The organism is Plantactinospora veratri (assembly GCF_036421995.1).
GTDB classification, from domain to species: domain Bacteria; phylum Actinomycetota; class Actinomycetes; order Mycobacteriales; family Micromonosporaceae; genus Plantactinospora; species Plantactinospora veratri.
Map to the genome: position 1 here is coordinate 450,202 of NZ_JAZGQL010000008.1, position 21,574 is coordinate 471,775.

General features: G+C 74.0%; 19 protein-coding genes. 7 read left to right on the forward strand and 12 right to left on the reverse strand.

Going from position 1 to position 21,574, the window contains the following annotated elements; all coding sequences use genetic code 11:
- Positions 1-86: 86 nt before the first annotated feature.
- Positions 87-977: a class I SAM-dependent methyltransferase gene (locus tag V1634_RS14295; RefSeq protein WP_331208268.1), complete on the forward strand. Its 891-nt coding sequence runs from the start codon at positions 87-89 to the stop codon at positions 975-977.
- 95 nt (positions 978-1,072) lie between these two features.
- Here the strand turns inward: V1634_RS14295 and V1634_RS14300 are convergent, their stop codons facing one another.
- Positions 1,073-2,467 carry an aminotransferase-like domain-containing protein gene (locus tag V1634_RS14300; RefSeq protein WP_331208269.1) on the reverse strand — a complete coding sequence of 465 codons (1,395 nt, stop codon included), beginning with the start codon at positions 2,465-2,467 and terminating at the stop codon, positions 1,073-1,075.
- Here V1634_RS14300 and V1634_RS14305 point away from each other — a divergent pair.
- Entirely contained in the window at positions 2,466-3,398 is a 933-nt protein-coding gene (locus tag V1634_RS14305; protein WP_331208270.1) for a DMT family transporter, read from the forward strand. The two genes, V1634_RS14300 and V1634_RS14305, sit on opposite strands and share 2 nt — an antisense overlap.
- A 44-nt stretch (positions 3,399-3,442) precedes the next feature.
- On the opposite strand, the gene V1634_RS14310 is transcribed toward V1634_RS14305, so the two are convergent.
- On the reverse strand, positions 3,443-3,709 hold the full coding sequence (locus tag V1634_RS14310) for a GlsB/YeaQ/YmgE family stress response membrane protein (protein WP_331208271.1): 267 nt from the start codon (positions 3,707-3,709) through the stop codon (positions 3,443-3,445).
- Positions 3,710-3,886: 177 nt separating this feature from the next.
- Between V1634_RS14310 and V1634_RS14315 the strand changes: the two genes are divergently transcribed.
- Both V1634_RS14315 and V1634_RS14320 read left to right on the forward strand, forming a co-directional pair.
- Positions 3,887-4,324: an RpiB/LacA/LacB family sugar-phosphate isomerase gene (locus V1634_RS14315; protein ID WP_331208272.1), complete on the forward strand. Its 438-nt coding sequence runs from the start codon at positions 3,887-3,889 to the stop codon at positions 4,322-4,324.
- 61 nt (positions 4,325-4,385) lie between these two features.
- Positions 4,386-5,633, forward strand: coding sequence for an NAD(P)/FAD-dependent oxidoreductase (locus V1634_RS14320; RefSeq protein WP_331208273.1), 1,248 nt, complete (start codon positions 4,386-4,388; stop codon positions 5,631-5,633).
- 11 nt (positions 5,634-5,644) lie between these two features.
- On the opposite strand, the gene V1634_RS14325 is transcribed toward V1634_RS14320, so the two are convergent.
- The 4 genes from V1634_RS14325 to V1634_RS14340 are packed head-to-tail and all read right to left on the reverse strand — an operon-like array spanning position 5,645 to position 12,631.
- Positions 5,645-7,432 carry an ABC transporter ATP-binding protein gene (locus V1634_RS14325; RefSeq protein WP_331208274.1) on the reverse strand — a complete coding sequence of 596 codons (1,788 nt, stop codon included), beginning with the start codon at positions 7,430-7,432 and terminating at the stop codon, positions 5,645-5,647.
- Positions 7,432-9,381, reverse strand: a complete 1,950-nt coding sequence (locus V1634_RS14330; RefSeq protein WP_331208275.1) for an ABC transporter ATP-binding protein — start codon at positions 9,379-9,381, stop codon at positions 7,432-7,434. The genes V1634_RS14325 and V1634_RS14330 overlap by 1 nt, the downstream gene beginning before the upstream one ends.
- The gene (locus tag V1634_RS14335; protein WP_331208276.1) at positions 9,378-11,594 is read right to left on the reverse strand and encodes a hypothetical protein; all 2,217 of its coding nucleotides are present in this window, start codon (positions 11,592-11,594) and stop codon (positions 9,378-9,380) included. The genes V1634_RS14330 and V1634_RS14335 overlap by 4 nt, the downstream gene beginning before the upstream one ends.
- Positions 11,591-12,631, reverse strand: a complete 1,041-nt coding sequence (locus V1634_RS14340) for a hypothetical protein (RefSeq protein ID WP_331208277.1) — start codon at positions 12,629-12,631, stop codon at positions 11,591-11,593. The genes V1634_RS14335 and V1634_RS14340 overlap by 4 nt, the downstream gene beginning before the upstream one ends.
- A gap of 165 nt (positions 12,632-12,796) precedes the next feature.
- Here V1634_RS14340 and V1634_RS14345 point away from each other — a divergent pair, with 165 nt between their 5' ends.
- Positions 12,797-13,966 carry a hypothetical protein gene (locus tag V1634_RS14345; RefSeq protein WP_331208278.1) on the forward strand — a complete coding sequence of 390 codons (1,170 nt, stop codon included), beginning with the start codon at positions 12,797-12,799 and terminating at the stop codon, positions 13,964-13,966.
- Positions 13,967-13,985: 19 nt separating this feature from the next.
- On the opposite strand, the gene V1634_RS14350 is transcribed toward V1634_RS14345, so the two are convergent.
- The 5 genes from V1634_RS14350 to V1634_RS14370 all read right to left on the reverse strand — a co-directional run bounded on the left by V1634_RS14350 (position 13,986) and on the right by V1634_RS14370 (position 16,806).
- Complete coding sequence (locus V1634_RS14350) at positions 13,986-14,150, reverse strand: hypothetical protein (protein ID WP_199853278.1); 165 nt, start codon at positions 14,148-14,150, stop codon at positions 13,986-13,988.
- 94 nt (positions 14,151-14,244) lie between these two features.
- On the reverse strand, positions 14,245-14,451 hold the full coding sequence (locus tag V1634_RS14355; RefSeq protein ID WP_107256509.1) for a helix-turn-helix domain-containing protein: 207 nt from the start codon (positions 14,449-14,451) through the stop codon (positions 14,245-14,247).
- Positions 14,451-14,885, reverse strand: coding sequence for a DUF2975 domain-containing protein (locus tag V1634_RS14360; protein WP_331208279.1), 435 nt, complete (start codon positions 14,883-14,885; stop codon positions 14,451-14,453). The genes V1634_RS14355 and V1634_RS14360 overlap by 1 nt, the downstream gene beginning before the upstream one ends.
- Before the next feature lie 142 nt (positions 14,886-15,027).
- Positions 15,028-15,450, reverse strand: a complete 423-nt coding sequence (locus tag V1634_RS14365) for an ATP-binding protein (protein ID WP_331208280.1) — start codon at positions 15,448-15,450, stop codon at positions 15,028-15,030.
- 87 nt (positions 15,451-15,537) lie between these two features.
- Entirely contained in the window at positions 15,538-16,806 is a 1,269-nt protein-coding gene (locus tag V1634_RS14370) for a glycosyltransferase (protein ID WP_331208281.1), read from the reverse strand.
- A 75-nt stretch (positions 16,807-16,881) separates the two neighbouring features.
- Between V1634_RS14370 and V1634_RS14375 the strand changes: the two genes are divergently transcribed.
- Positions 16,882-19,542 carry a tetratricopeptide repeat protein gene (locus V1634_RS14375; RefSeq protein WP_331208282.1) on the forward strand — a complete coding sequence of 887 codons (2,661 nt, stop codon included), beginning with the start codon at positions 16,882-16,884 and terminating at the stop codon, positions 19,540-19,542.
- 7 nt (positions 19,543-19,549) lie between these two features.
- The gene (locus V1634_RS14380; protein ID WP_331208283.1) at positions 19,550-20,566 is read left to right on the forward strand and encodes a phosphotransferase; all 1,017 of its coding nucleotides are present in this window, start codon (positions 19,550-19,552) and stop codon (positions 20,564-20,566) included.
- Here the strand turns inward: V1634_RS14380 and V1634_RS14385 are convergent.
- Entirely contained in the window at positions 20,448-21,551 is a 1,104-nt protein-coding gene (locus tag V1634_RS14385; protein ID WP_331208284.1) for an NAD-dependent epimerase/dehydratase family protein, read from the reverse strand. The two genes, V1634_RS14380 and V1634_RS14385, sit on opposite strands and share 119 nt — an antisense overlap.
- Positions 21,552-21,574: the final 23 nt, after the last annotated feature.

Sequence of the window (21,574 nt, forward strand, 5' to 3'; positions counted from 1 at the left end):
GCACGGCGACGTGACCGTCGGCGGCTGGGCTCCCCTGTCGACACTGCGAGGTGGACGCGCCGGCCCGGCGGGATCGGGCTGCCCCGATGATCTACCAGCGCCCCCTGGCGTACCTGCTCGGGTTGGAAGGTGTCGCCCTGCTTCGGGCGTTCGCCGGGGAGTACGACCGCGAGTTCACCGAGGCGCGCATCCGCGAGATCCGCCACCTGCTCGACAGCCCCGACCTCGCCGCCGAGGGCGTCGGCGCATCCCGGGTCGACACGGTCGACGGGTACCGAGTCTGGTCGGCGACCTACGACCGGCCGGGCAACGGGCTGTTCGAGGTCGAGGAACCGATCGTGCGGGAGATCCTCGACGCACTGCCGCCCGGCACCGCGTTGGACGCCGGCTGCGGCACCGGCCGGCACACCGGCTATCTGGCCGGCAAGGGGCACCGGGTGCTCGGGGTGGACAGCTCCGCCGAAATGCTCGCCCGGGCCCGCGAACGGGTCCCCGAGGCGGCGTTCCAGCTTGCCGACCTGCGCCGGCTGCCGCTGCCGGACGACCACGTCGACCTCGTCGTCTGTGCCCTGGCACTCACCCACCTGCCCGATCTGGGACCGGTGTTCGCGGAATTCGCCCGGGTCCTCCGCGCCGGCGGACACCTCGTGATCTCCGACGCCCACCAGGAACGGGTGGCGCTGGGCTCGGTCCCGCGGACGCGTTCCGGCACCGGGGAACCCGGCCTGCTGCCGGCGTACCGGCACCGGGCCAGTGACTACCTCGAGGCGGCGCTGCCGCTCGGCCTTCGGGTACGCCGCTGTGCGGAGCCGCGCATCCGGGTCGATGCCGGCGACCCCGGACCCGCCACCGAGGTCGTGACCGGGCCGTGGGACACCTGGCCCTGGTCGCTGCTGCCGATCGTGCCGGCAGCGGCGGCTGCCGCCGTCGACGACACACCCAGCGTGGTCGTCTGGCACTTTCAACTGGACGGGTGAGGACGGCACCGCCGCGACCGGGACGCGACTGCGGTGCGGGGGCGACGCCGGGAAGGTCGACGGCCCGCACCGGCAGGACCCGGCGGAGGGGGCGGTCAGGAGGATCGGAAGGCGCGGGCCAGGCGGCGGACGGCCTCGTCCATCAGCTCGGGCGGGGCGGCGGCGTAGCTGAGGCGCAGGTGCGCGGCCGGGGGTTCGGCGGCATACCAGGGGCGGCCGGGAAAGACGACGACCCCCTCGGCGGCCGCGGCGACGGCCAGCGCGACGTCGTCGGTGCCCTCGGGCAGCCGGGTCCACAGGTGCATGCCGCCACGCGGGACGGGCTGCTCGGCGAGTTCCGGCAGATGCCGACGGAGCGCGCTCAACAGCGCCTCCCGGCGGATCCGCAAGGCGGTACGCAGGGCGCGGCGGTGCCGTACCCAGACGGGGGCACTGACGAACTCCACTGTGGCCTGTTGCAGCGGGCCGGCGACGAAGAGGTCGTCACGCAACCGGGCCGTACGCAGCCGGGTGCCGGCCGGGCCACGGGCGCCGATGGCGGCGACACGCAGTCCGGGAGCCGTCGACTTGGTCAGTGAGCGCAGGTAGACCATGTGTCCGTCGGGATCGTCGGCGGCCAGTGGCGGTGGGCTCTCCCCGTCGATGGTGAGGTCGCGGGCGTAGTCGTCCTCGATCAGGAACGCTCCCGCGTCGCGTACCGCCTCGGCGACCCGGGTTCGGCGGTGCGCCGCCAGTGTCGCCCCGTGCGGGTTGGCGTGCAGCGGCTGGCAGTAGAACAGCCGGGCACCGGTACGGGCGAAAGCCGCGGCGAGGTGGTCGGGACGTACGCCGTCGACGTCGGCGGGTACCGGCACCACCCGCAGGCCGGCCGCCCGGGCGGTGGCCAGCGCGCCCAGGTAGGTCGGCGACTCGACGAGCAGGGTGTCGCCGGGCGTGCCGAGTGCGCGCAGCGCCGTCGACAGCGCCGCCTGCCCCCCGGGGCAGATCACCATGTCGTCGGCGTGCAGCCCACCCCCGGCCTCCCGGGCGAACCAGGCGCGCAGGTCCGCACGCCCCTGCGCCGGTCCGCGCTGCCAGGAGGCGGGCTGCCGGGCGGCGCGGGTGAGCGCGGCGCCGAGCGCGGCGGTGGGCTGAAGGTCCGCGTCGAGGTAGCCGCCGGAGAGCGGGATCGCGCCTGCCGGCGGTAACGCCAGTAGCGCCTGCATCTCCGCCTCACCCGGCCGGCGGGGGCCGAGCGCGACGGTCTGCCAGGAGAGGTCGGGGGCGGCCCGCCGCTGCGGCGGTTCGGCGACGAAGGTCCCCCGGCCGGATCGCGCCTCGACCAGCCCCTCCGCCACCAGCTGCCGGATCGCCTGGGCGACGGTGACCGGCGAGGCCTGGTGCCGGGCGGTCAGCTCGCGTACCGAGGGCAGCCGGCTGCCGGGGGCCGCGACAGTCACGAGCTGGCGCAGATCTTGGATAACCCGCTCGGCAGCGTTACCGTAATTCATGAGAGGACAGAGTAGCGTTACTACCACCGGCACGATAACGGCGGAGCGGCTGGTCGGCCTCGCCCTCGGTGCCCTGGGGGTGCTCGCCTTCAGCATGTCGCTGCCGGCCACCAGGGTCGCGGTGGGTCAGCTCGACCCGTGGTTCGTCGCCTTCGGCCGGGCGGTCGGCGCGGCGCTGCTGGCCTGGGCGTACCTGCGAATCATCGCCGCGCCGCGCCCCACCCCCGACCAGTGGCGGCGGCTGTCGGTCGTCGCCCTCGGCGTCGTCGTCGGCTTCCCGCTCTGCACGTCGCTGGCGCTGGTCACCCAGACCTCCGCGCACGGCGCGGTCGTCATCACGGTGCTGCCCGCCATGACCGCCGTCTTCGCGGTACTGCGGGCCGGCGAGCGTCCCCCGCCGCTCTTCTGGCTCGCCAGCACCGCCGGGCTGCTGGCGGTGCTGGCGTTCCTCGCCGCCAGCGGTGCGGTGCACGGCGCCCTCTCCCTGGCCGACCTTCTCCTGCTCGCCGCGGTCGTGCTCTGCGGCCTCGGTTACGCCGAGGGCGGCGCGCTCGCCCGCGAGCTGGGCGGCGCCCGCACGATCTGCTGGGCCCTGCTGCTCTCGCTGCCCGTCACCGGCCCCGTCACGGTCGTCGCCGCCGTGGCCGATCCCCCGAACGCCGACGCCGTGAACTGGTCGGCCTTCGGCTACCTCACGCTGGTCTCCATGTTCCTCGGCTTCTTCGCCTGGTACGCGGGCCTGGCCCGGGGCGGCATCGCGCAGGTCGGCCAGCTCCAGCTAGCCCAGCCGGTGCTCACCCTCGCCTGGTCGGCACTGCTGCTCGGCGAGACCGTCACCCCGGCCTCCATCGGGGCCGCACTGCTGGTACTGGCCTGCGTCGTACTGATCCAGCGCACCCGGTCCCGGGCACCGGCAGTGGTCCGTCGTTGACGGTGGACCGACCGTCCTGGGAGGCGCACCGCGACTGCCGCGTGTTACACGCGGCGCCGGTAGAGACCCGCGGCCAGGCTGACGCCGACGGCGGCGAGACCGACCTGGAGGACGAGTTCGATCCAGTCGATGCCGGGGGTTTCGGCGACGCCGAAGGCGGCGGCGAAGACCGTGCCGAGCAGGGCGGCGAGGATGCCGATGACCAGGGTGAGCCAGATCGGAATGTTCTGCCTGCCGGGTAGGACGAGTCGGCCGAGGGCGCCGATGAGCAGACCGATGATGAGCGCGCTGAGGATGCCGCCGATCTCCATACTGAATCTCCTTCGCGTGACGTTGACCGGCAAGCAGTGCCCGCTGGCCACCTAGCAGAAACCTTCCGCCGGCCGGTGCCCCCCGCTTCCGGGCGGTTCAGTGCGCCGCCGGCCCCGCCGCCCTGTCCGGTCATCGCCGGGCACCCGCTCACGGTGCCGCGGTCCTATGCTGAGCGGATGCGAATCGCCTTCGGCGCCGACGACGAGAACGAGGTGACCAGAGCGGTGCTGGACTACCTTTCCGGGCTCGGAGAGGTGGTTCGGGTCGGTGGCGACGCCCCGTGGCCCACGATCGGCGCCGAGGTGGGCCGGGCGGTGACCGAGGGACGGGCGGACTTCGGCGTCGTGATGTGCTGGACGGGCACCGGCACCGCGATCGCGGCGAACAAGATTCCCGGGATCAGGGCGGCACTCGCCTGGGAGCCCTGGATCGCGACCGGCGCGCGGCTCTGGAACGACGCGAACGTGCTCGCGCTGAGCCTGAAGCGACTCGCCCCGGACGTCGCCGTCGAGGTCGCCCAGGCGTTCTTTGCCGCACCCCGACCCGACCCCGACGAGGTCGGGAACGTCGCCCGGATCTCTGAGCTGGAGCCGGGGCAGCGCCCGTCCCGGTGAGCCGGTCCATCGGCCGGCGCCCCGCTCCGGCCGCCCACCATCTCGCGGAAGGTGACACCCAGTGCCGGCACGGGGGTACGACGTCATCGTCGTCGGCAGCCGGGTGGCCGGTGCGGCGACCGCCATGTTGCTGGGCCGCCGGGGCCTGCGGGTGCTGGCGGTCGACCGGGCGCGGTTCCCCAGCGACACCCTCTCGACGCACCAGGTCCAGGTGCCAGGGGTCGCCCGGTTGCACCGGTGGGGCCTGCTGGAACGGCTGGCGGCGGCCGGCACTCCGGCCTCCCGGGAGATCCGGCTCGACACCGGTGACGTCGTACTCGCCGGCCGCTATCCCGGCTACCAGGGCGTCGACGCGCTCTACAGCCCGCGCCGCACCCTGCTGGACGCGCTGCTGGTCGACGCGGCCCGCGAGGCAGGTGTCGAGGTGCGCGAGGGGTTCGACGTCGACGAACTCGTCCGGGACCGGGACCGGGTGGTGGGGGTACGCGGACGGCAGCGTGGCGGTACCCCGGTGACCGAGACCGCGGCACTGGTGATCGGTGCCGACGGCAAGCGTTCCATGGTCGCCGCCAGGGTGCGGGCAGCCGCCTACCGGGAGCGACCGGCGAGTACGTTCGCCTGTTACACGTACTGGTCGGGGGTCGCCCTGGCCGGCGGAGAGTTCTACCAGCGCCCCGGCCGTACCGTGGCGGTCTTTCCCACAAACGACGGCCTGACGATCGCCTACGTCGCCGGCCGGGCCACCGACTTCCCGGCGTTCCGGGCCGACGTCGAGAGCCACTACCTTGCCACCCTGGACGACTGCGGCGATCTCGGCGCCCGGGTCCGGGCCGGCGAGCGGGCCGAACGCTTCCGGCTGACGCCGGACGTGCCGAACGCGTTCCGGGTGCCGCACGGTCCGGGCTGGGCACTGGTCGGCGACGCGGGCCTGGTGATGGACCCGATCACCGGTCAGGGCATCGGCAACGCCTTCCGGGACGTCGAACTGCTGGTCGAGGCGGTCGCCGCCGGCCTGGACAGCGGCGACCGCCTCGACGCCGAACTCGCCGGGTACCGGGCCCGTCGGGACGCCGCCGCCCTCCCGATGTACGACCTCACCCTCGACCTGGCCTCCTTCCGGCCGCCCCGCGCGGTGGACCGGGAACTCTTCGTCGCGCTCAGCGAACGCCCGGCCGCCGTTGACCAGTTCCTCGGGGTACTCTCCGGGGCCGTTCCGATGTCCCGGTTCCGTTCTCCGCGCAACCTGCTGACCCTGCTCGGCCCACGGGCCCTGGTCCGGATCGCCGCCGCCGACCTGTTGCGCCGGTGATCCCCCGGCTCCTAGCGGTAGGAGCGTTCCTGGATGGTGTACAACTCGGCGTAGAGGCCACCGGCCGCCATCAGCGCGTCGTGGTCGCCCGCCTCGACCAGCCGACCGGCCGACAGCACCAGGATGAGGTCGGCCATCCGCACCGTGGAGAACCGGTGCGAGACCAGCACCGTGACGGCTCCGGTCTTCGCGGCGGCCCGGCCGGCGCTGGCGGCGTAGCGGGCGAAGAGCCGGTGTTCGGCCTCGGCGTCCAGCGCCGCGGTCGGTTCGTCGAGAACCAGCAGCAGTGGTGTCGGCCGCATCATCGCCCGGCCCAGCGCGATCTTCTGCCACTGTCCTCCGGACAGCTCCCGCCCGTCGCGGTGCGAACCGCCGAGCGGGGTGTCCAGTCCCCGGTCCAGTTCGTCCACCAGATCCGCACCCTCGGCCCGGTCCAGTGCCGCGAGCACGGCCTCGTCGGAGTCGATTCGGGGCAGGTCCCCGACGCCGACCGCCTGCCGGGCCGCGAGTTCGAACCGGACGAAGTCCTGGAAGCCCACCGCGATCCGGGCCCGCCAGTCGTCGAGCGGGAACCGGGAGATGTCGACGCCGTCCGCCTCGATCCGGCCACGGTCCGGCTCGTACATCCGGCTGAGCAGCTTGACCAGGGTCGTCTTGCCGGCGCCGTTCTCACCGACCAGGGCCACCGTCGAGCCGGCCGGCAGCAGCACGTCCACGCCGTCGGCGACGGTACGCCCGGTGCCCGGATAGTCGAACCCGACCTCGCGCAGCCGGATCCCGTGCCGCAGCCGCTCCGGTACGGCGGCGTCCGGCACCGGCCGGGGCGCCCGGGCGGTCAGCTCCCGCAGCCAGCGGAAGCCGGCCAGGGCCAGCGCCACCCGTTGCAGGTCCCGCAGCAGGCCCACCATCGCGCTCACCTGCTGGTTGACCAGCGCCGCCAGCGCGATGACGAGGACCACGTCCCCGACGCTGCGCCGCCCGGCCGCCGCGTCGCGCAGCACCAGCAGCGCGGCACCGGCGTACCCGAGGGCGAAGCAGGACTGGCCGGCCGTGCGCAGCAGTGCCGCCCTGATCTCGGCCGGCCACAGCTCGCGGATGGTGGCCCGCCACAGCGTGCGGTGCCGGCGCCGGATCTCGGCGGTCATCCCGGAGACCCGCAGTTCCTTGGCGGAGCGCGGGTCCGTGGCGAGGTCGAAGAGGTGCCGCGCGCGGCGGGAGGTCTCGGCCGTGGCGTCCCGGGCCCGGGACAGCAGGATCTCCGCCCGCTGCCCGAGCAGCATCGGCGGTACGGCGGCCAGCGGCAGCAGGAGCAGCGCCGGATGGAGCCGGGCGAGCAGTACGGCGGTGATGGCCACCGCGACTGCGGTGCCGAGCCCCGACAGCAGCGATTCCATGCTGCGCCAGCCGACCCGCTGCAACTCCTGGGTGAGCGTCTGCATCCGGTCCGCGTAGTCGGGGCGCTCGTGGTGCTCGATCGACGGGGAGCCGGTGACCACGTCGATGAGCTGGCGGTCCTTGGTGAGCAGGTTGACCTCGCCGAGTTCGAAGTAGGCGATGTGCGCGAAGTGGCCCAGGGTGAGCGCCGCGACCGTCCCGGCCGCCGCGGCGCAGCCGGCGAGTACGGCGGTCGGCCGGTCGCCGCGCAGCGCCGCGTCGGTCAGCGTCCCGAGCGCGGCGGCGACCAGCGGCAACGCGGCGGCCTCGGCCAGTTTGAGGAGTACCGCCAGGATCAGCTTGGCCGGCCGCTGCCGCCAGGAGAGCCGGACGAGTTCGAGGCAGCCGCGCACCGTCTCGGTCATCACCGGTCACCGCCGTCCGGTGCCGTCGCGCTGGGCTCGGCGGCGAAGCGTTCGGCCTGAAGGTGGAACAGCTCGGCGTACCGGCCACCGGCGGCGACCAGCGTCTCGTGGTCGCCCTCCTCCACCACCCGGCCGTCGGCCAGGACCACGATGTGGTCGGCGTGCCGCACGCTGGAGAAGCGGTGCGAGATGAGCAGCGAGGTCACCCCTCGGGTCAGCGCCACGAACCGGGAGAAGAACGCCGCCTCGGCCCGCACGTCGAGCGCGGCGGTCGGCTCGTCGAGGACGAGCAGCCGGGCCCCGCACTCCACGCCGTAAAGGGCGCGGGCGATCGCTACGCGCTGCCACTGTCCGCCGGACAGGTCGACGCCGTCCGGGTAGGTGCGGGACAGCGGCGTCTCCAGGCCGGTGGGGAGCCCGTCGAGCAGCTCGGCGAGATCGGCCCGGTGCAGGGCCCGCCGGATCCGGTCCGGGTCGCGCGGTGCGTGTACGGCACCGAAGGCGACGTTGTCGGCGATCGACAGCTCGTACCGGACGAAGTCCTGGAAGACGACGCTGAGCTGCCGGCGCCAGCCCGCGACGTCGAAGTCGCGGATGTCGACGCCGCCGAACCGGACGGTCCCGGCGGTCGGTTCGTGCAGTCGGGCGAGCAGCTTCACCAGGGTGGTCTTGCCGGCTCCGTTGAGGCCCACCAGGGCGGTGCAGCGGCCCGCCGGCAACGTCAGGTCCAGGTCGGCGAGGATGTCGTGACCGCCACCCGGGTAGCGGAAGGTGACGTGGTCGAACCGGACCGTCGGCTCCGGCAGGTCGGCCGGATCGATCCGGTCGGCGCGATCCGGCCGGTCGGCGCGATCCGGCCCGTCGGTGCGAGGGCGGTCGGCGCGGGCGCGGGCGGGCGCGGTCGGGGCGGCGACGGGCGGGAGGGCGGTCGGCCGCATCGCGTGTTCGAACCGCGCCACGGCACTGGCGACGAGCATGCCGAACTGGCTCGGCGAGTCCGCCTCGGGGTAGTACTCGCCGAGCAGCAGCGCCGCGACCGTCGCCTGGAGGGCGAGGGCCAGCTCGGTGAGGGTGATCCCGGCGGTGGCGGCGTCCGCGATGGCCGTGAAGACCCCGACGCCGATCACCAGACCGACCGCCGTGTACCCGAGATAGGGCCACAGGTAGACCCGGCGGCGGGCCCGCCACACCGGTGCCAGCCAGTCCCGGTAGGTGCGCTCGTAGCGTTCGGCCAGCCAGGTGCCGAGCCCGAACACCCGCAGCTCCTTGGCGGCACCCGGCCCGAGGACGAGCCCGCGCAGGTAACGCCCCCGGCGGATCAGCGGGGTCACCGCCACCCACACCTGTGAGTACTTCCGCAGGCCGCCGCGCTGTCCGTACCGGAACAGCAGCGTGGTGAGCGCCAGCAGCACCGCCGGGAGCCAGCCGACCACGGCGCCGACGAGCAGGGCGAATCCGGCCAGCCGGACGTACCGGGCCAGCAGGGCGAGCAGCCCGGCGCAGCCCATGCCCGGGGTCTCCCAGTTGCTCTCCAGCCGGCGGGCCGCGTCCGCGAGCGCGTCCAACGCCGCCGGATCCTCCATCCGGGCGATCCCGGCGCCGCCGAGCGCCGTACCGATGACCCGGTCGTGCACGGCACCGTCCACCCGCAGCCGGACGAGTTCGCCGAGCGCGACCTGCACCGGCGTGAGGGCCTGCTGGGCCAGGAACAGGACCGCCGCCACCGCGAACGCCGAGAGCAGGCGGGCCGCGGCCGGTGAACCCGAGCCGGCGTCGATCGCCGCCGGAAGCCGACCCACCATGACGCTGCTGGCGACGACGAACGCCACCGGCAGCACCCCGAGGGCCAGGTTGACGCCGATCAGGGCGCCGACCAGACCCGGGCCGGCCGACCGCAGCTCGCCGAGGAGCAGCAGACGCGGCCGGACCGCCTCCGCCCGCCAGCTCACCGGGTCACCCCGTCCAGCGCCGGCAACGCCGAGCGCAACCGGTAGGCGTACGGCAGCGCCCGGAGGAACAGCCGCACCTCGTCGCGTACCCGCGTGTGCACGGCGTCGGCGAACCGGGTAACCGCAGCGGCCCGGCTCCGCTCGTCGGGTGGTCGGTCGGCGGGCACCGGTGCCAACCCGAGTTCGCTGTCGATCTCGCTGATCAGCCGACGGGTCCGGGCCGCCTTCGCGGTGACCCGGGCGGCGAGTTCGGCCGCCGTCACCGGAGCGTCCGCGAGGAGCGGAGCGGCCCAGCCGCCGCCGGACCAGCCGGCCTCCCGCTCGAGTACGGCGATCGCGGCGGCCCGCTCCTCGGCGGTCAGCGTACGCAGTCGTCGCCGGGTCGACCTGACGTCCATGAACGCGATGATTCCCTCCGGGACGAGTACCTGCACGCAGGCGCTGAGCACCGGTGCCGGCAGCGGGCGGCGCTCCCGCAGGAGCCGGGCGGCGGCGCGCAGCAGCGCGGCGGCCGGGGTGGCCTGGTCGGCGTACCAGCGGGACCGGAGCCTGGCCAGCGCCCGCCCGGCCGCCGGCCCGCCGATCCGGGACTCGACGGTGGAGAGGAACCGCAGGTGCGCCACGGCCCGCCCCCGGTACGCCAACCCGTCCCGGAACAGCTCGGCGGCGAGCCGCGCGGTCGCGTCGGGCAGGTTCTCGTCGAGCCGGGCCAGGCCGTAGCGGCGGAAGGCATCCGGGTCGAAGCGGTCCGGTGCGGTCTCGGCGTACCCGCGCCGCAGGTCGCCGAGCAACCCGTTGACCAGGTCGCCCTCCCGCTCCTCCCGGTGCGCCAGGAACGGGCCGGAGTGCCGTGGTCCCCGTTCGTGCAGCAGGAAGGCCGCACCGGACTCGCGCGGCCGCAGCCGTCCCCCGGTGCTGACGACCAGGCTGAGCGCGAGGGCGAAGTCCTCGTTGCGCCCGTGCCGGACCGCGAACTCGACCCCCTGGTCGGTGCCGCTGGTCACGAACGCGCCACCCCGGAACTTCCGGGGCCCACCGGCGAGCGCCGCCTGCCGGACGTGCCGCACCGGCGGATCGCTGTCGCAGACGTCGATGCTGCGCTCCGAGGCCACGAAGAACCGTTCCAGCAGCAGGGCGCTGCGCCGGTCCGGATGCCCGGTGTACGCGGCCGACACCAGGGTCGGTTCGGTCTCCTCCAGGATGCCCAGCAGGTCGGTGGGGTACGGCCGCAGCGCCGCCCGGGTCGACCGGCCGGTCAGGTGCCCGGCGAGCAGTCGCCCGGCCGGCAGTCGGGCATCCCGCTCGCCGGTCGTGGCCGTCCCGGCGTCCGGCCGGGCGGTTGGCTCGACGTCCCGCACCACGGTCTCGGCGGCGACGCGCTGGGCGGGGAGCGGAACGTCGAGCGCCGCCGGCCGTACGTCGTCGTCGCAGACCAGTACCCGCCGGCCAGCGGCGGAGAGGATCGCCCAGTTCCGCTGCTCGGCGGCGGAGCCCGCCCAGCTCCCGTCGGCCCGCCAGGCGCCGAGCAGCCGGTCCAGGACGGGCCGGTCGACATCCCCGTCGGCAAGGCTCCGCTCGAACGCCGCCCGCACGGCGTGCTTCTCCGCCGGCCCCACGTAGCGGATCCGCAGGCCCGCCGAGCCGGCCTCCCGCACCACCGACCGGACCCGGGGCCGGTGCGCCGGACCGGAGTCGTCGTAGACCACCACGTCGACGTGCTGCCGGCCGAAGCGGCGCAGGTTGTCGTGCAGGGCGGCCAGGCAGCCGGCGAGGGTGTCGGGGCGGTCGTGGGTGATCACGGCGATCCGGTCGATCCGCCCCGGCCAGGGCTGGTAGGGAACCACCCGCCCCGGCACGACCTGGTCCGCGAGATCGTGCACGAGCGACCGGGGCAGCGCCGGGGCCACCGTCGAGGCGTCGCTGAGCCGGTATTCCCAGTCGCCCCGGGGCGTCACGAAAAGCTGCCGGCCGCCGTACAGGGCAAGCTGGTCGAGCAGCACGAACAGGTCGGCGGCGACGCGCGCGTCGGGTACCCGGACGACCGCCTCGCCGCGCGCACCCGCCAGCAGCTCCGCGACCTCGCCGTGGTCGCGCAGCCGGGCCGCCAGCTCGGGTGTGAGCAGGCCGGCCAGGCAGGTCCAGCCCCGGATCCGCCGCAGCACCGCGTTCACCGGCGCGGCGTGCGGGGGTACCGGCGATCCGCTCACCGTCATCGCCGCGCCGTGCCCCGACCTGCCGGCGCCGCCGCCGCACCGCCCCAGGCGACCGGGTCCTCCGGGGAGAGGCAGGCCGGATGGCTCAACAGGGCGCGGTAACTCTCCATACTGGACGAGACCGCGTCCCGGGCGACCGGCGGCAGCGACCGGGGATCGCACGGCACCGGGCGGGACGCGTAGAGGCGGGTCGCCGTCCAGGCGCGGCCGACCCACCGGCGTCCCTCGTCGCGGTCCAGGCCCTCCTCGAACCAGCGGCCCGGCGGCTGCCACGGTCCGGTCACCATCCGCTCGTCGAAGCGGACCGCCAGCCGGTCGCACACCTCGGCGATCCGTCGCGGCCGGTTCTGCAGGTCGCCGAAGTCGACCACGGCCAGCCGGCGGACGCCCGCCGCCGTCAACGCGGAGACGAGGTCGACCGCGCGCAGCCAGCAGAGCACGCCGACCCGGAAGATGGCCCGGTTGAACCACTCGGTGTCCGAGGCGCAGCCCTGCCGGTGCGGCTGCACGTCGTAGAGATCGTCGATCAGCCGGTGCACCGGGCGGAAGTCGCGGGTACGCCGCAGGTAGGCCAGTACGTCCTGCCAGCAGCCGCGCACCCCGGACCGGACGATCGGAAAGTCGGCGCAGGCGGCGACCGCGTACCGGTCGAGCAACCGGGCCGTCTCCCGCCGTCCGACCGGGACGCCGGTACGTTCGACCAGCTTGTCGCGGAGCAGTTCCCGGTTGCCGAGCACGGCGAGCAGCTCCGAGGCGACCTGTTGCACCGGGTCCCGGACCACGACCAGGAACCGGTCGTACGGGGCGAAGAGCTCGTCCGGATGCTCGGGCAGGAAGGCGGCCTGTTCCTTGACGTACGGCAACCGGCCCGGCGCCTCCCGCTCGACCTCGCGCAGGGCCCGGAACAACCCGTCCCGCCCGTCCTCCAGCAGCCGCGACCGGAGTACCGCAGCAACGTCCGGGCTCTGGCCCATCATCCGGGCGACCGCGTTGGAGCCGCCGCGCGGCACCGAGATCTGTAGGACCTTCGGGCTCATCGGCCCACCGCCGGTGGGCACAGCCATGGTGCGTCGCACACCCGTCTCACGCTCCCCCGTGACACCCGCGCGACTGCCTGACCGGCGTCGGCGGCAACACCGAGACGATCTATGCGAGTCTATGTACCCCGTTCGACGTCCGTCCATGCGTTAAGCTCCGGTCACATGGCCGTCGATGATCGGAAGTCCCCCGGGCCCACCGCCGAGGCGCTCGCCCTGTCGGTCGCCGAGGAGCCCGTCCTGTCGGCCGCCGTGATGACACACCCGAGGCGGCTACCGCAGGCCCGCGCGGTCGCGGCCGGTCTCGCCCCGCTGGATGCCGCGCTCGCCGTCGACCCGGACCCGGACGGGCCGCCGAGCACGGTCCGCAGTGCCCGGCTGGCCTACGCCGCGGTATCGCCGGAGGCCACCCACCATCTCGTGGTGCAGGACGACGTCCGGCTGCCGGCCGGCTTCGTGGCCGCCGCACGGCAGAGCCTGGCCCGACAGCCCCGGGCGGCGGTCAGCTACTTCGTCGAGTGGGGCTCGCGGACCGCCTCGCTGGTCCGGTTCGCGGCGCTGACCGGTGCCTCCTGGGTTCCGATGGTGAATCCGTACGTGCCGACCCAGGCACTGGCGCTACCGGCCGACACGGCGCGCGAGTTCGCGGCCTTCCTCTCGACCCAGCCCGAGACCGGCAGCGCCGACGACGAACTGGCGCTGGAGTTCCTCCGCCGGGCCGGGGTGCCGTGCCTGGTGACCGTGCCCAACCTTGTCGAGCACGACGACCGGTCCAGCCTGATCGGCAACCACGGCCACGGCGTGCGGCTCTCCGCCTGCCTCCTTCCGGACGGTCCCGGGCCGGCCGACGAGACCGCGCCACTGCGCGGACCGGTACTGGACGTGCCGGCGATGCTGCCCTTCCTGGCCTGGACCGACGGCACCGCCACCACGATCGACACCACGGACGGCTCCTACTCGACCCGGCTGCCCACCGGCCGGGTACTCGCCGCCGAGGGCTGGGACGAGGCCGGGCTGACCGGCGCCTACCAGGCCGCCGTCGACGAGATCCCGGCCGGCGACACGGTGCGCGCCGAGATCGGCGACCGGCACCTCTACGCGCTCTGGCAGACGGCGGTGGCGATGGGAACGGTACTCCGCGGCACCTGGCCGGCCACCGCCGCGCGGCTGGCAGCACGCCTGGAGACTCCGCTGGTCGCGCGTGCCCTCCGCACCATGGGTCCGGGGGCGCTGCGGACCTTCCACGACTTCGACCTGTTGACCGGCCGCGAGGACGAGCTGGCCGCACTGGTGGGCACCGGCCTCCGGCACGGCGCCGGGCGGCCGCCGGGCTGACCGGTGAGGCGGTCGTACGCTACCTGCTGCGCCGGGCGACCCGCACGCCGTAGGCGATCGTGCCGACGACGAGCAGCACGCCGATGAGCTGGAGGCCGGGCGAGTCGTCGGCTCCTCCGTACAGCACGGCGGCGACGCCGAGGGCGACGACGAGCAGGGCGACGACGACGAGGACGTACTTCATGGGTTCTCCGTTCCAGGGTCGGACCCTCCGCCGATCCCGGCGGCGAGCGGGTCGACGTGGTCGGTGCGTGGCGCGTGGGGCGCGGCAGGACGGCTCATTCCTCGACCCACTCGAGCAGGTCACCGGGCTGGCAGCCGAGCACCCGGCACATGGCCTCCAGGGTGCTGAACCGGACAGCCTTGGCGCGGCCGTTCTTCAGCACGGCCACGTTCGCCGGGGTGAGGCCGACCCGCTCGGCGAACTCACCCACGCTCATCTTGCGCTTGGCCAGTTCGACGTCGATGCGCACGACGATGGGCATCAGATCACCGCTTCCATGTCGGTCCGCAGCGTGGTGGCCTGCCGCAGCAGGGCACGCATCACGACCATCAGCAGCCCGAGCACGGCCACACCGATCGACATCAGGAAGAGCAGCAGAGGTAGCCCGGGGTCGTCCGACTTGAAACCGACGTAGAGGAGCACCCCGACGAGGACGATCCAGGCGGCGGCGATGGCCCAGAGGATCGCATCCACCCAGGCCAGGGACGCCTCGCTGAAGATGCGGTCGTTCTTGACCATGGTGAGCAACTTCCAGGTGGCCACGATCACCACCTGGACGCAGAGCACCCAGAAGATCGAGATGGCGGTCATCGGCCACCTCAGGTACGCGAGTTCCGGGGACTCCTCGGCCATGTACGCGAACTGTCCGGGCAGCGAGAAGGTCTGGAACATGACCAGCACTCCGAACAGCAACACCAGGAGGACTCGGAGTGGGGCGACCGCTCGATGTTCGGCAAGCATGCATCGACTATCACTCGCTACCTATCGAATGTCAATAGGCCAACCCCGCAGCGACCCAGCCGGCGGCGACGTTCGCGCCGCCGGCCGGGGCAGTCGATCAGGCCAGCGGTGGTGCCGGTACCGCGGTGAGGTGTTTGGTGATGCGCAGCAGCACCCGATCGGGTGGGCCGGGGACGAAGACGGCGGTGTCGGCGAGCGCGGTGATCAGGGGCAGTCCACGGCCGCCGACCGTGAGCGGGTCGGGTAGACCGGCGTGCAGCCCCGCGTGGTCCGGGGTGGTGCCACGGTTGCCGACCTCGATCAGGCAGGCGTGGTCGTCGATGACGATGGTGACGTCGACCGTGCTCTCCGGCTCGGCGTGCATCACCGCGTTGGCGCACGCCTCGCTGATCAGCACGGCGAGGTGCCCGCAGGCCTCCTCGGCCGCGTCGGTCAGGCTCAGCAGGGTGGTGAGGACATGACGGGCGCGGGTCACCGAGGACGGATGCCGCGGGAGCGACAGCGTCATGGTCACGCGCATTCCGCAGCTCCTTCTCGGCCCAGCCGTGACCCCGCTGGACCTGGTCACGGGTAGACCGGGATGTACAGGTCGTGATTGTGATCAAAGCTACCCGAGGTTGCCGAGCTGAAACGGTCCGGGTGCCGACTCACGGTACGGCTCGCCGACGGCACGTTCGCCCAGCGATCGGCGCATCGAGTCGACCAGCGCCCGGCCCGAGTCGGACCAGCGCGGCACCGTGAAGCCGGCGGCGGCCGGGGGCAGCGTACCGCGCAGCGCGGCGTCGACCAGTCCCGTCAGCCGGGCGGAGTCGGTCAACGGGTAGAAGTGCGCATGCCCGTCGACCGTCTCGCGCAGCGGTGGGATGTCGGTGCAGATCACCTCGCAACCGCAGGCCAGCGCCTCCAGCGGGCCGAGGTGGTTGCCCTCGTTACGGGAGGCGACCAGCAGGGCGGCAGCGCCGGAGTAGAGCGCGGCCAGGGTGTCGTCGTGGACCCTGCCGGTGAAGACCACCGAGCCCGCCGCAGGCGTGTCGCGGAGCAGGGCCGCCACCTCCGCGCGCGCCTCGGCGTACCCGCCGACCACGACGAGCCGGGCACCGGTCGGGAACCGGGGCACGGCGTCCAGCCATCGGGCGAGCAGCCAGTCGAACCGTTTGATCGGTCCGGCGAGCCCGACGTAGAGGCAGTACGGGCCGGAGAGGGCGTACTCGGCGCGTACGGCGGCCACCTCGGCGACGGGGCGCCGGTGGAACGTCTCCGCGCGTACCGCGCACGGCACCAGGTCGATCATGTCGGCCGGGACACCGAGCAACTGCACCAGGTCGTGACCGGTCGCCCGGGACACCGCCGCGATCCGGGTGGCACCCGCCGCGAGGACCCGGTTCAGCGCCCGGAAGTAGCGCTGGAACGGGCCGCCGCGCCCGTCGTCCCAGTCGGTCAGCGCGGCGAGTTCGGCCCGCAGCGCCGTCCACTGCGCGGCGCCGAAGTGCCGGACGAACTGTTCCCGGCCGTAGTCGTGCTCGGGGAAGCGCAGCCGGGTCAGGTCGTGCACGGTGAAGCTGTACGGAATCGGACAGTGCCGATCCACCGTGTAGTGAGTGGTGTGGTAGAGGTCGAACCCGCCCGTCTCCAGCAGCCCGCGCAGTTCGGCGCTGCGGCGTACGAAGCCGTCCGACTCGGTGGCCACGACCAGCCGTACCGGTGCCGTCCCGATCGCCTCCTGCGCCGCCGTGACCTGCACCGGGTCGACGAAGGCGGTCAGCCGTGGCGTACCGCCGGTGCCGGCCGACACGGCCAGCTCGCGCAGCAGGTTGGTGCCGTAGCGGGCGATGCCGGTCTGCTGGTTGGCGCGAACATCGACAAGGACTCGCGTCATGCCACCTCCCCCGCGCCCGCGTCTCCACCGGATCAGTTGATGTCGACCGATGTAGTCAGATGATTACATGACGAAGTGGACCTAGACGACTACTTCGTTTTCGGTGCCGCCGGACCCTACCGTCGCAACGAGGTGTTCACCGACCGGGAGGACTACACCCGGATGCTGTTGAACCGGGCCCGGGACCTGGCCGCCGAGCCGCTCGCCACGGCGGACCTGCTCGATTTCGGCCGCCCCGCGCAGAACGTGATCGTGGTTCACGGCCAGGGTGGCATCGGCAAGACCACACTGGTCAACCAGTTCTGCGCCGAGCTGACCGGCTCGTCCGCGCCGGAGCTGCCGAAGCGGCGGGTGGTGGCCAGCTTCGACTTCGCCGACGGCAGCAACCTCGGCTTCGAGACCGTCGTCCTGCGGGTCCGCGCGGCGCTGGGCAGGCTCGGCCGGCCGTTCACCGCCTTCGACACCGGCCTGTCGGTCTACTGGGAACTCAAGCACCCCGGCGTCAGCCTGACCGATTTCGTGGAACGCAGCGGCTTCCTCGGCCAGGAGGACCGGGAGCAGACGGCGCAGCAGATCGCCGGCGTCGTCGACGAACTGCTCGGCTCGGTGGCCGTGGTGGAGGTCGGCTACCGGATGGCCTCCGGACTGGTACGCCGGTTACGCGAGGCCACCGAGGTACGCCGGCTCCAGCGCGAGTTCCCGCCCTTCGCCCTCATCCTCAAGGAGAACGACCCGGACCGGATGCTCGGCTACCTGCCGATCCTGCTCGCCTGGGACATCGAGCGGATCCGGGCCAGACGGCCGGCGCTGGCCGTCTGCCACCTGGACACCTTCGAGGCCGTCCAGGGGCTGCCCAGGGAGAAGGGGCTGCTGGAGGACCTGCTCGCCCGGATGGTCTACCTCATGCCCAACGTGCTCTTCGTGGTGACCAGCCGGCGCCCGCTGCGCTGGCACGACCCGGTCCGCGCGGTCACCCTGACCTACGGCGGCACCCAGCGCTGGCCGCGCCTCGCCGGGGCGGACGGGCGCAGCGACCAGCACGCCCTCGCCGGGCTCACCCCCGACTACGCCGACACCTTCCTGCGGGAGCGGCTGACGGTCGCCGACGGGGAACCGGCGATCGACGAGGCGGTACGCCGCCGCATCGTCGACGCCTCGGCGGGCTCCCCGCTCTACCTGGAACTGTCGGTCAGCCAGTACCGCAGCGCGGCGCTGCGCGGTGAGCGCCCGGACCCGGCCCAGTTCGGCGGCCCGCTGCCCGAACTGGTCCTGCGGATCATGCGCGACCTCTCCCCCGCCGAACGCAACCTGCTGCGCGCCTCGGCACTGCTGGCGGCGTTCGACGCCGACATCCTCCGCGCGGTACTGCCGGACGTGGCGATGGCGACGATCCACCGGTTCCTCACCAACAGCTTCGTCCGGCACGCGGCGGGCACCTGGCCGGAGTACCGGATCCACCAGACCCTCCGGCAGAGCATCAACGCCTGCGACGAGTACACCGACGACGGCTGGGTCGGCGCCGAGCGCGCCGAGCGGGCGGCCCGGGCGACGGCCCGGGTCACCGAACTGGGCCTGGAGGTCTGGCGCCCCGACGACGGCGACACCGTCGTCTCCGCCCACCGCAGCCAGTGCGCGGTGGCGGCGATGCTGCTGGTCCTACAGGCGGCGGTCGAGCACGAGCTGCTCCCCGACCGACTGGGTGACCTCACCTACACCCTCAGCCAGCTCGGACACTGGCAGGTGCTGGCCGCGCTGCCGCCGGCCGACGGTGCCGCGCCGGCACTGCGCCGGCTGGTCGAGGCGGCCCGGCTGGCGTCCACCGCCCAGGTCGACGCCCGCCCCAGATACCAGCGCCTCAAGACGCTGGCGCAGGAGCCGTGGCAGCACCCCTACGACGCGTACGTCGCCTACGAACTCGGTTCGCTGACCCAGTCGACCGGCCACCACGCGGAGGGCGACGCGTTCTTCGCCTCCCTCGAGCAGGCCGGTCCGCTGCTGCGCAGCGCCGGTGCGTGGGGTCGGGCCGGGGTGGCGCTGCGCCGCAGCCGGCTGGCCGAGGTGCTCGGCTACGCGCCCCCGTCGGCCGGCCAGCCGCTGGAGGATGCCCGGACCTGGGACCTGCTCGGCCACGTCTACCAGCACGGCGGGGACTTCACCCGCTCGGCCGGCTTCTTCCGGCAGGCCCTCGACCAGGCCCGGGCCACCGGCGCGCCGCTGTGGGGGGCGCGGGCCGCCCGGCACCTGGCCCTGGCCACCATGTGGACCGACCCGGAACTCGCGGCGTCGATGCTGCCGGAGGCCCGGGAACTCAACCAGTCGCTGGGTGACCTGATCGGGCTCGCCCAGTGCGACCTCGCGGCGGCGGTCGCGGCCGCCGCCCGGGGCGACTGCGCGGAGGTGGACGAGCTGCTCGCCCGCGCCCACCGGCTGACCGAGGAGTCCGGGGTGGTCGGCCAACTGCTGCCGGTCGACGCGATCACGGTACTCGCGGCGCTCGCGACCGACCGCCCGGAGCTGGCCCGGACCGCGGCGGCCGCGCTCGCCGCCGACGCCCGGGCCGACCAGCTCGCCCCACCGGTGTGGGCGGCGGTCGCGGGCCTGTGGCTCGGGGACGACGAGCTGCACGACTTCGCGGCGGTCGGATGGTACGACTCGGCCAAGCTGGCCCGGGAACGCTGGCGCGGACCGCTGCGCATGCTCCGGGCCCGGCGTGCAGCGGCCGAACAAGGTGGATGAGCAGCGGGTGGACGAGCGGCAGGTGGACGAGCGGCAGGTGGACGAGCGGCAGGCTGGCGACCCGCACGTGGACGAGCCGCGGGCGGGCGCGGGCGAGCGGAGGACGGGCACGGCGCGCTGCGGACCGCTCGACCTGAGCGACGCCGCGACGCCGTCGGCCGGCGAACTGCCCGGCGAGGTGGTCGACGCGCTGGTCCGGGCGGCGGCACGAAGCCAGGCCTACGACGGTCCGGAACCGGAAGCTGCCGGCGCGGCGGTGGTGCCGGGGCGCCGTACCGTGATCAAGGTGCAGCACCGTCGGCACGAGACGCTGGCGGTCTGCCTCGGCTACGAGCGGGTACGCGTCGCCGCCGGCATTCCGGCACCCGCCCTGCTCGACCACGGCGAGATCCTGGCCGGCGGCGAACGCCGGTGGTGGACGGTGCTGGAGCGGGTACCGGGGTCGCACGGCGGCGGCGGTCCGCTGCTGCCCCGACGCCAGCGCCTGGTCTGCGCGGCGATGCGCCGCTGGCACGACCGTGCACCGGCCGTGGGGCGTCGGCTGGACGCCCCGGGCACCGCCGCGATGTTCTTCGGCGAGATCCGGCTGCGCGACCCCGCGTGCGCACTGCGCCTGGTGGCGGCACTCGACCGGGCCTGCCGAGGAGCGCCGATGACGGCGATCCACGGCGACATGGCGGTCGGACACAACGTGCTGTTCACCGGTGGCCGGCTGCGAGCCGTGCTCGACCCGGGCGCCATCCAGGTCGGCCCGCCGATGCTCGACCTGGCCTGGTGCATCGCGGTCGACCTCGGTCTCGGCGGCACCGTCGAGTCGGCGGTCGCCGGTTACGGTGCGGGGGTCGACCACGAGCAGCTCGACCGGCTGCTGCCGCTGATGCTGGCCCGACGCCGGTTCGACCTGCTCAACCAGCGCCGGTCGGTGGCCGCGCAACGGCTGGCGGCGCAGTTGCGGACCCGTCGGCCGGAGCTGCTGAGCTGGCTGCCGCCGCCGGATCCGATGCCGTCCGGTACGCACCGCTGACAGCGCCGTGCCGAGGCTCGACCGCTGGCAGCCGTACCGTACGCGCCAGGCCCTCGCGGAGCGGAACCGGTCGCCACGCCGGCAGCAGCGCGCGGAGCCGGCGGATGTCGGCGACCACGGCCGGGCTGTCCGAGACCCGGGTACGGGCCGGATCGAGCGCGACCGTGCCGGCCAGACCGAGCACCTCCAGAATCCCCGCCACCACCTCCCGGCCGGCGGTGCCCCGCCCGGTGCCGACGTTCACCCGACCGGTGGCGCCCCGGGCGAGCAGCGCCACGACCGCGTCGGCGGCGTCCTCGACGAAGACGTAGTCGCGTACGGTCCGCAGGTCCCCCAGGTGCAGCACGCCACCGGCCCGGGCCTGGGCGATCGTCGTCGGGACCAGATGGTCGGCGGTCGGGCCCGGCCCGTAGAGGTTGAACAGCCGCACCGAGAGCGCGGCCACTCCGCGCCGGGCCGCGTCCCGGTGCACCATCCGCTCCCCGGCGAGCTTGGTCTGCCCGTAGGCGGTGCACGGCGCACACCGGGATCGCTCGGAGAGCGGCCCGGTGGAGTCGGCGTAGACGGCCGCGGAGGAGGCGAAGACGAACCGCTGCGGGCGGTGGGTCCGCCAGGCGGCGAGCAGGCTGGCCGTACCGGCGACGTTCACCCGCGCGGTCTCCTCCGGATCGCGTTCGCAGTCCGGTATGAAATGCTTCGCCGCCAGGTGGACCACGGCCCACGGCCGCACCGCACGGTGCAGCTCGGCCACCGCGTCGGCGTCGCAGACGCTCGTCCGGTGGTGCACCACCTCGGCGTCGTCGGCGAACACGTGCAGCCGGCGCAGCGTGCCCGCGCTGCCGTCGTCGAGGATCGCGACCGACTGGCCGGCGGCACGCAGCCGGCGGACCACGGCGATGCCCAGAAAGCCGGCCCCGCCCGTGACGAGCACCGGAGAGCCGGCGGCGCTCACCGGGCGGGCGGTGCTGGCGCGATCCGGCCCCATGTCATGGAAGGATAGGCGGTCAT

Bases quoted from the DNA above. Each gene is read 5' to 3' on its own strand.
- V1634_RS14350 (WP_199853278.1), bottom strand. From the start codon at position 14,150: ATGAAGTACGTCCTCGTCGTCGTCGCCCTGCTCGTCGTCGCCCTCGGC.
- V1634_RS14370 (WP_331208281.1), bottom strand. From the start codon at position 16,806: ATGACGCGAGTCCTTGTCGATGTTCGCGCCAACCAGCAGACCGGCATC.
- V1634_RS14315 (WP_331208272.1), top strand. From the start codon at position 3,887: ATGCGAATCGCCTTCGGCGCCGACGACGAGAACGAGGTGACCAGAGCG.
- V1634_RS14335 (WP_331208276.1), bottom strand. From the start codon at position 11,594: ATGACGGTGAGCGGATCGCCGGTACCCCCGCACGCCGCGCCGGTGAAC.
- V1634_RS14300 (WP_331208269.1), bottom strand. From the start codon at position 2,467: ATGAATTACGGTAACGCTGCCGAGCGGGTTATCCAAGATCTGCGCCAG.
- V1634_RS14345 (WP_331208278.1), top strand. From the start codon at position 12,797: ATGGCCGTCGATGATCGGAAGTCCCCCGGGCCCACCGCCGAGGCGCTC.
- V1634_RS14385 (WP_331208284.1), bottom strand. From the start codon at position 21,551: ATGGGGCCGGATCGCGCCAGCACCGCCCGCCCGGTGAGCGCCGCCGGC.
- V1634_RS14365 (WP_331208280.1), bottom strand. From the start codon at position 15,450: ATGCGCGTGACCATGACGCTGTCGCTCCCGCGGCATCCGTCCTCGGTG.
- V1634_RS14340 (WP_331208277.1), bottom strand. From the start codon at position 12,631: ATGAGCCCGAAGGTCCTACAGATCTCGGTGCCGCGCGGCGGCTCCAAC.
- V1634_RS14355 (WP_107256509.1), bottom strand. From the start codon at position 14,451: ATGCCCATCGTCGTGCGCATCGACGTCGAACTGGCCAAGCGCAAGATG.
- V1634_RS14305 (WP_331208270.1), top strand. From the start codon at position 2,466: ATGAGAGGACAGAGTAGCGTTACTACCACCGGCACGATAACGGCGGAG.
- V1634_RS14310 (WP_331208271.1), bottom strand. From the start codon at position 3,709: ATGGAGATCGGCGGCATCCTCAGCGCGCTCATCATCGGTCTGCTCATC.
- V1634_RS14295 (WP_331208268.1), top strand. From the start codon at position 87: ATGATCTACCAGCGCCCCCTGGCGTACCTGCTCGGGTTGGAAGGTGTC.
- V1634_RS14325 (WP_331208274.1), bottom strand. From the start codon at position 7,432: ATGACCGAGACGGTGCGCGGCTGCCTCGAACTCGTCCGGCTCTCCTGG.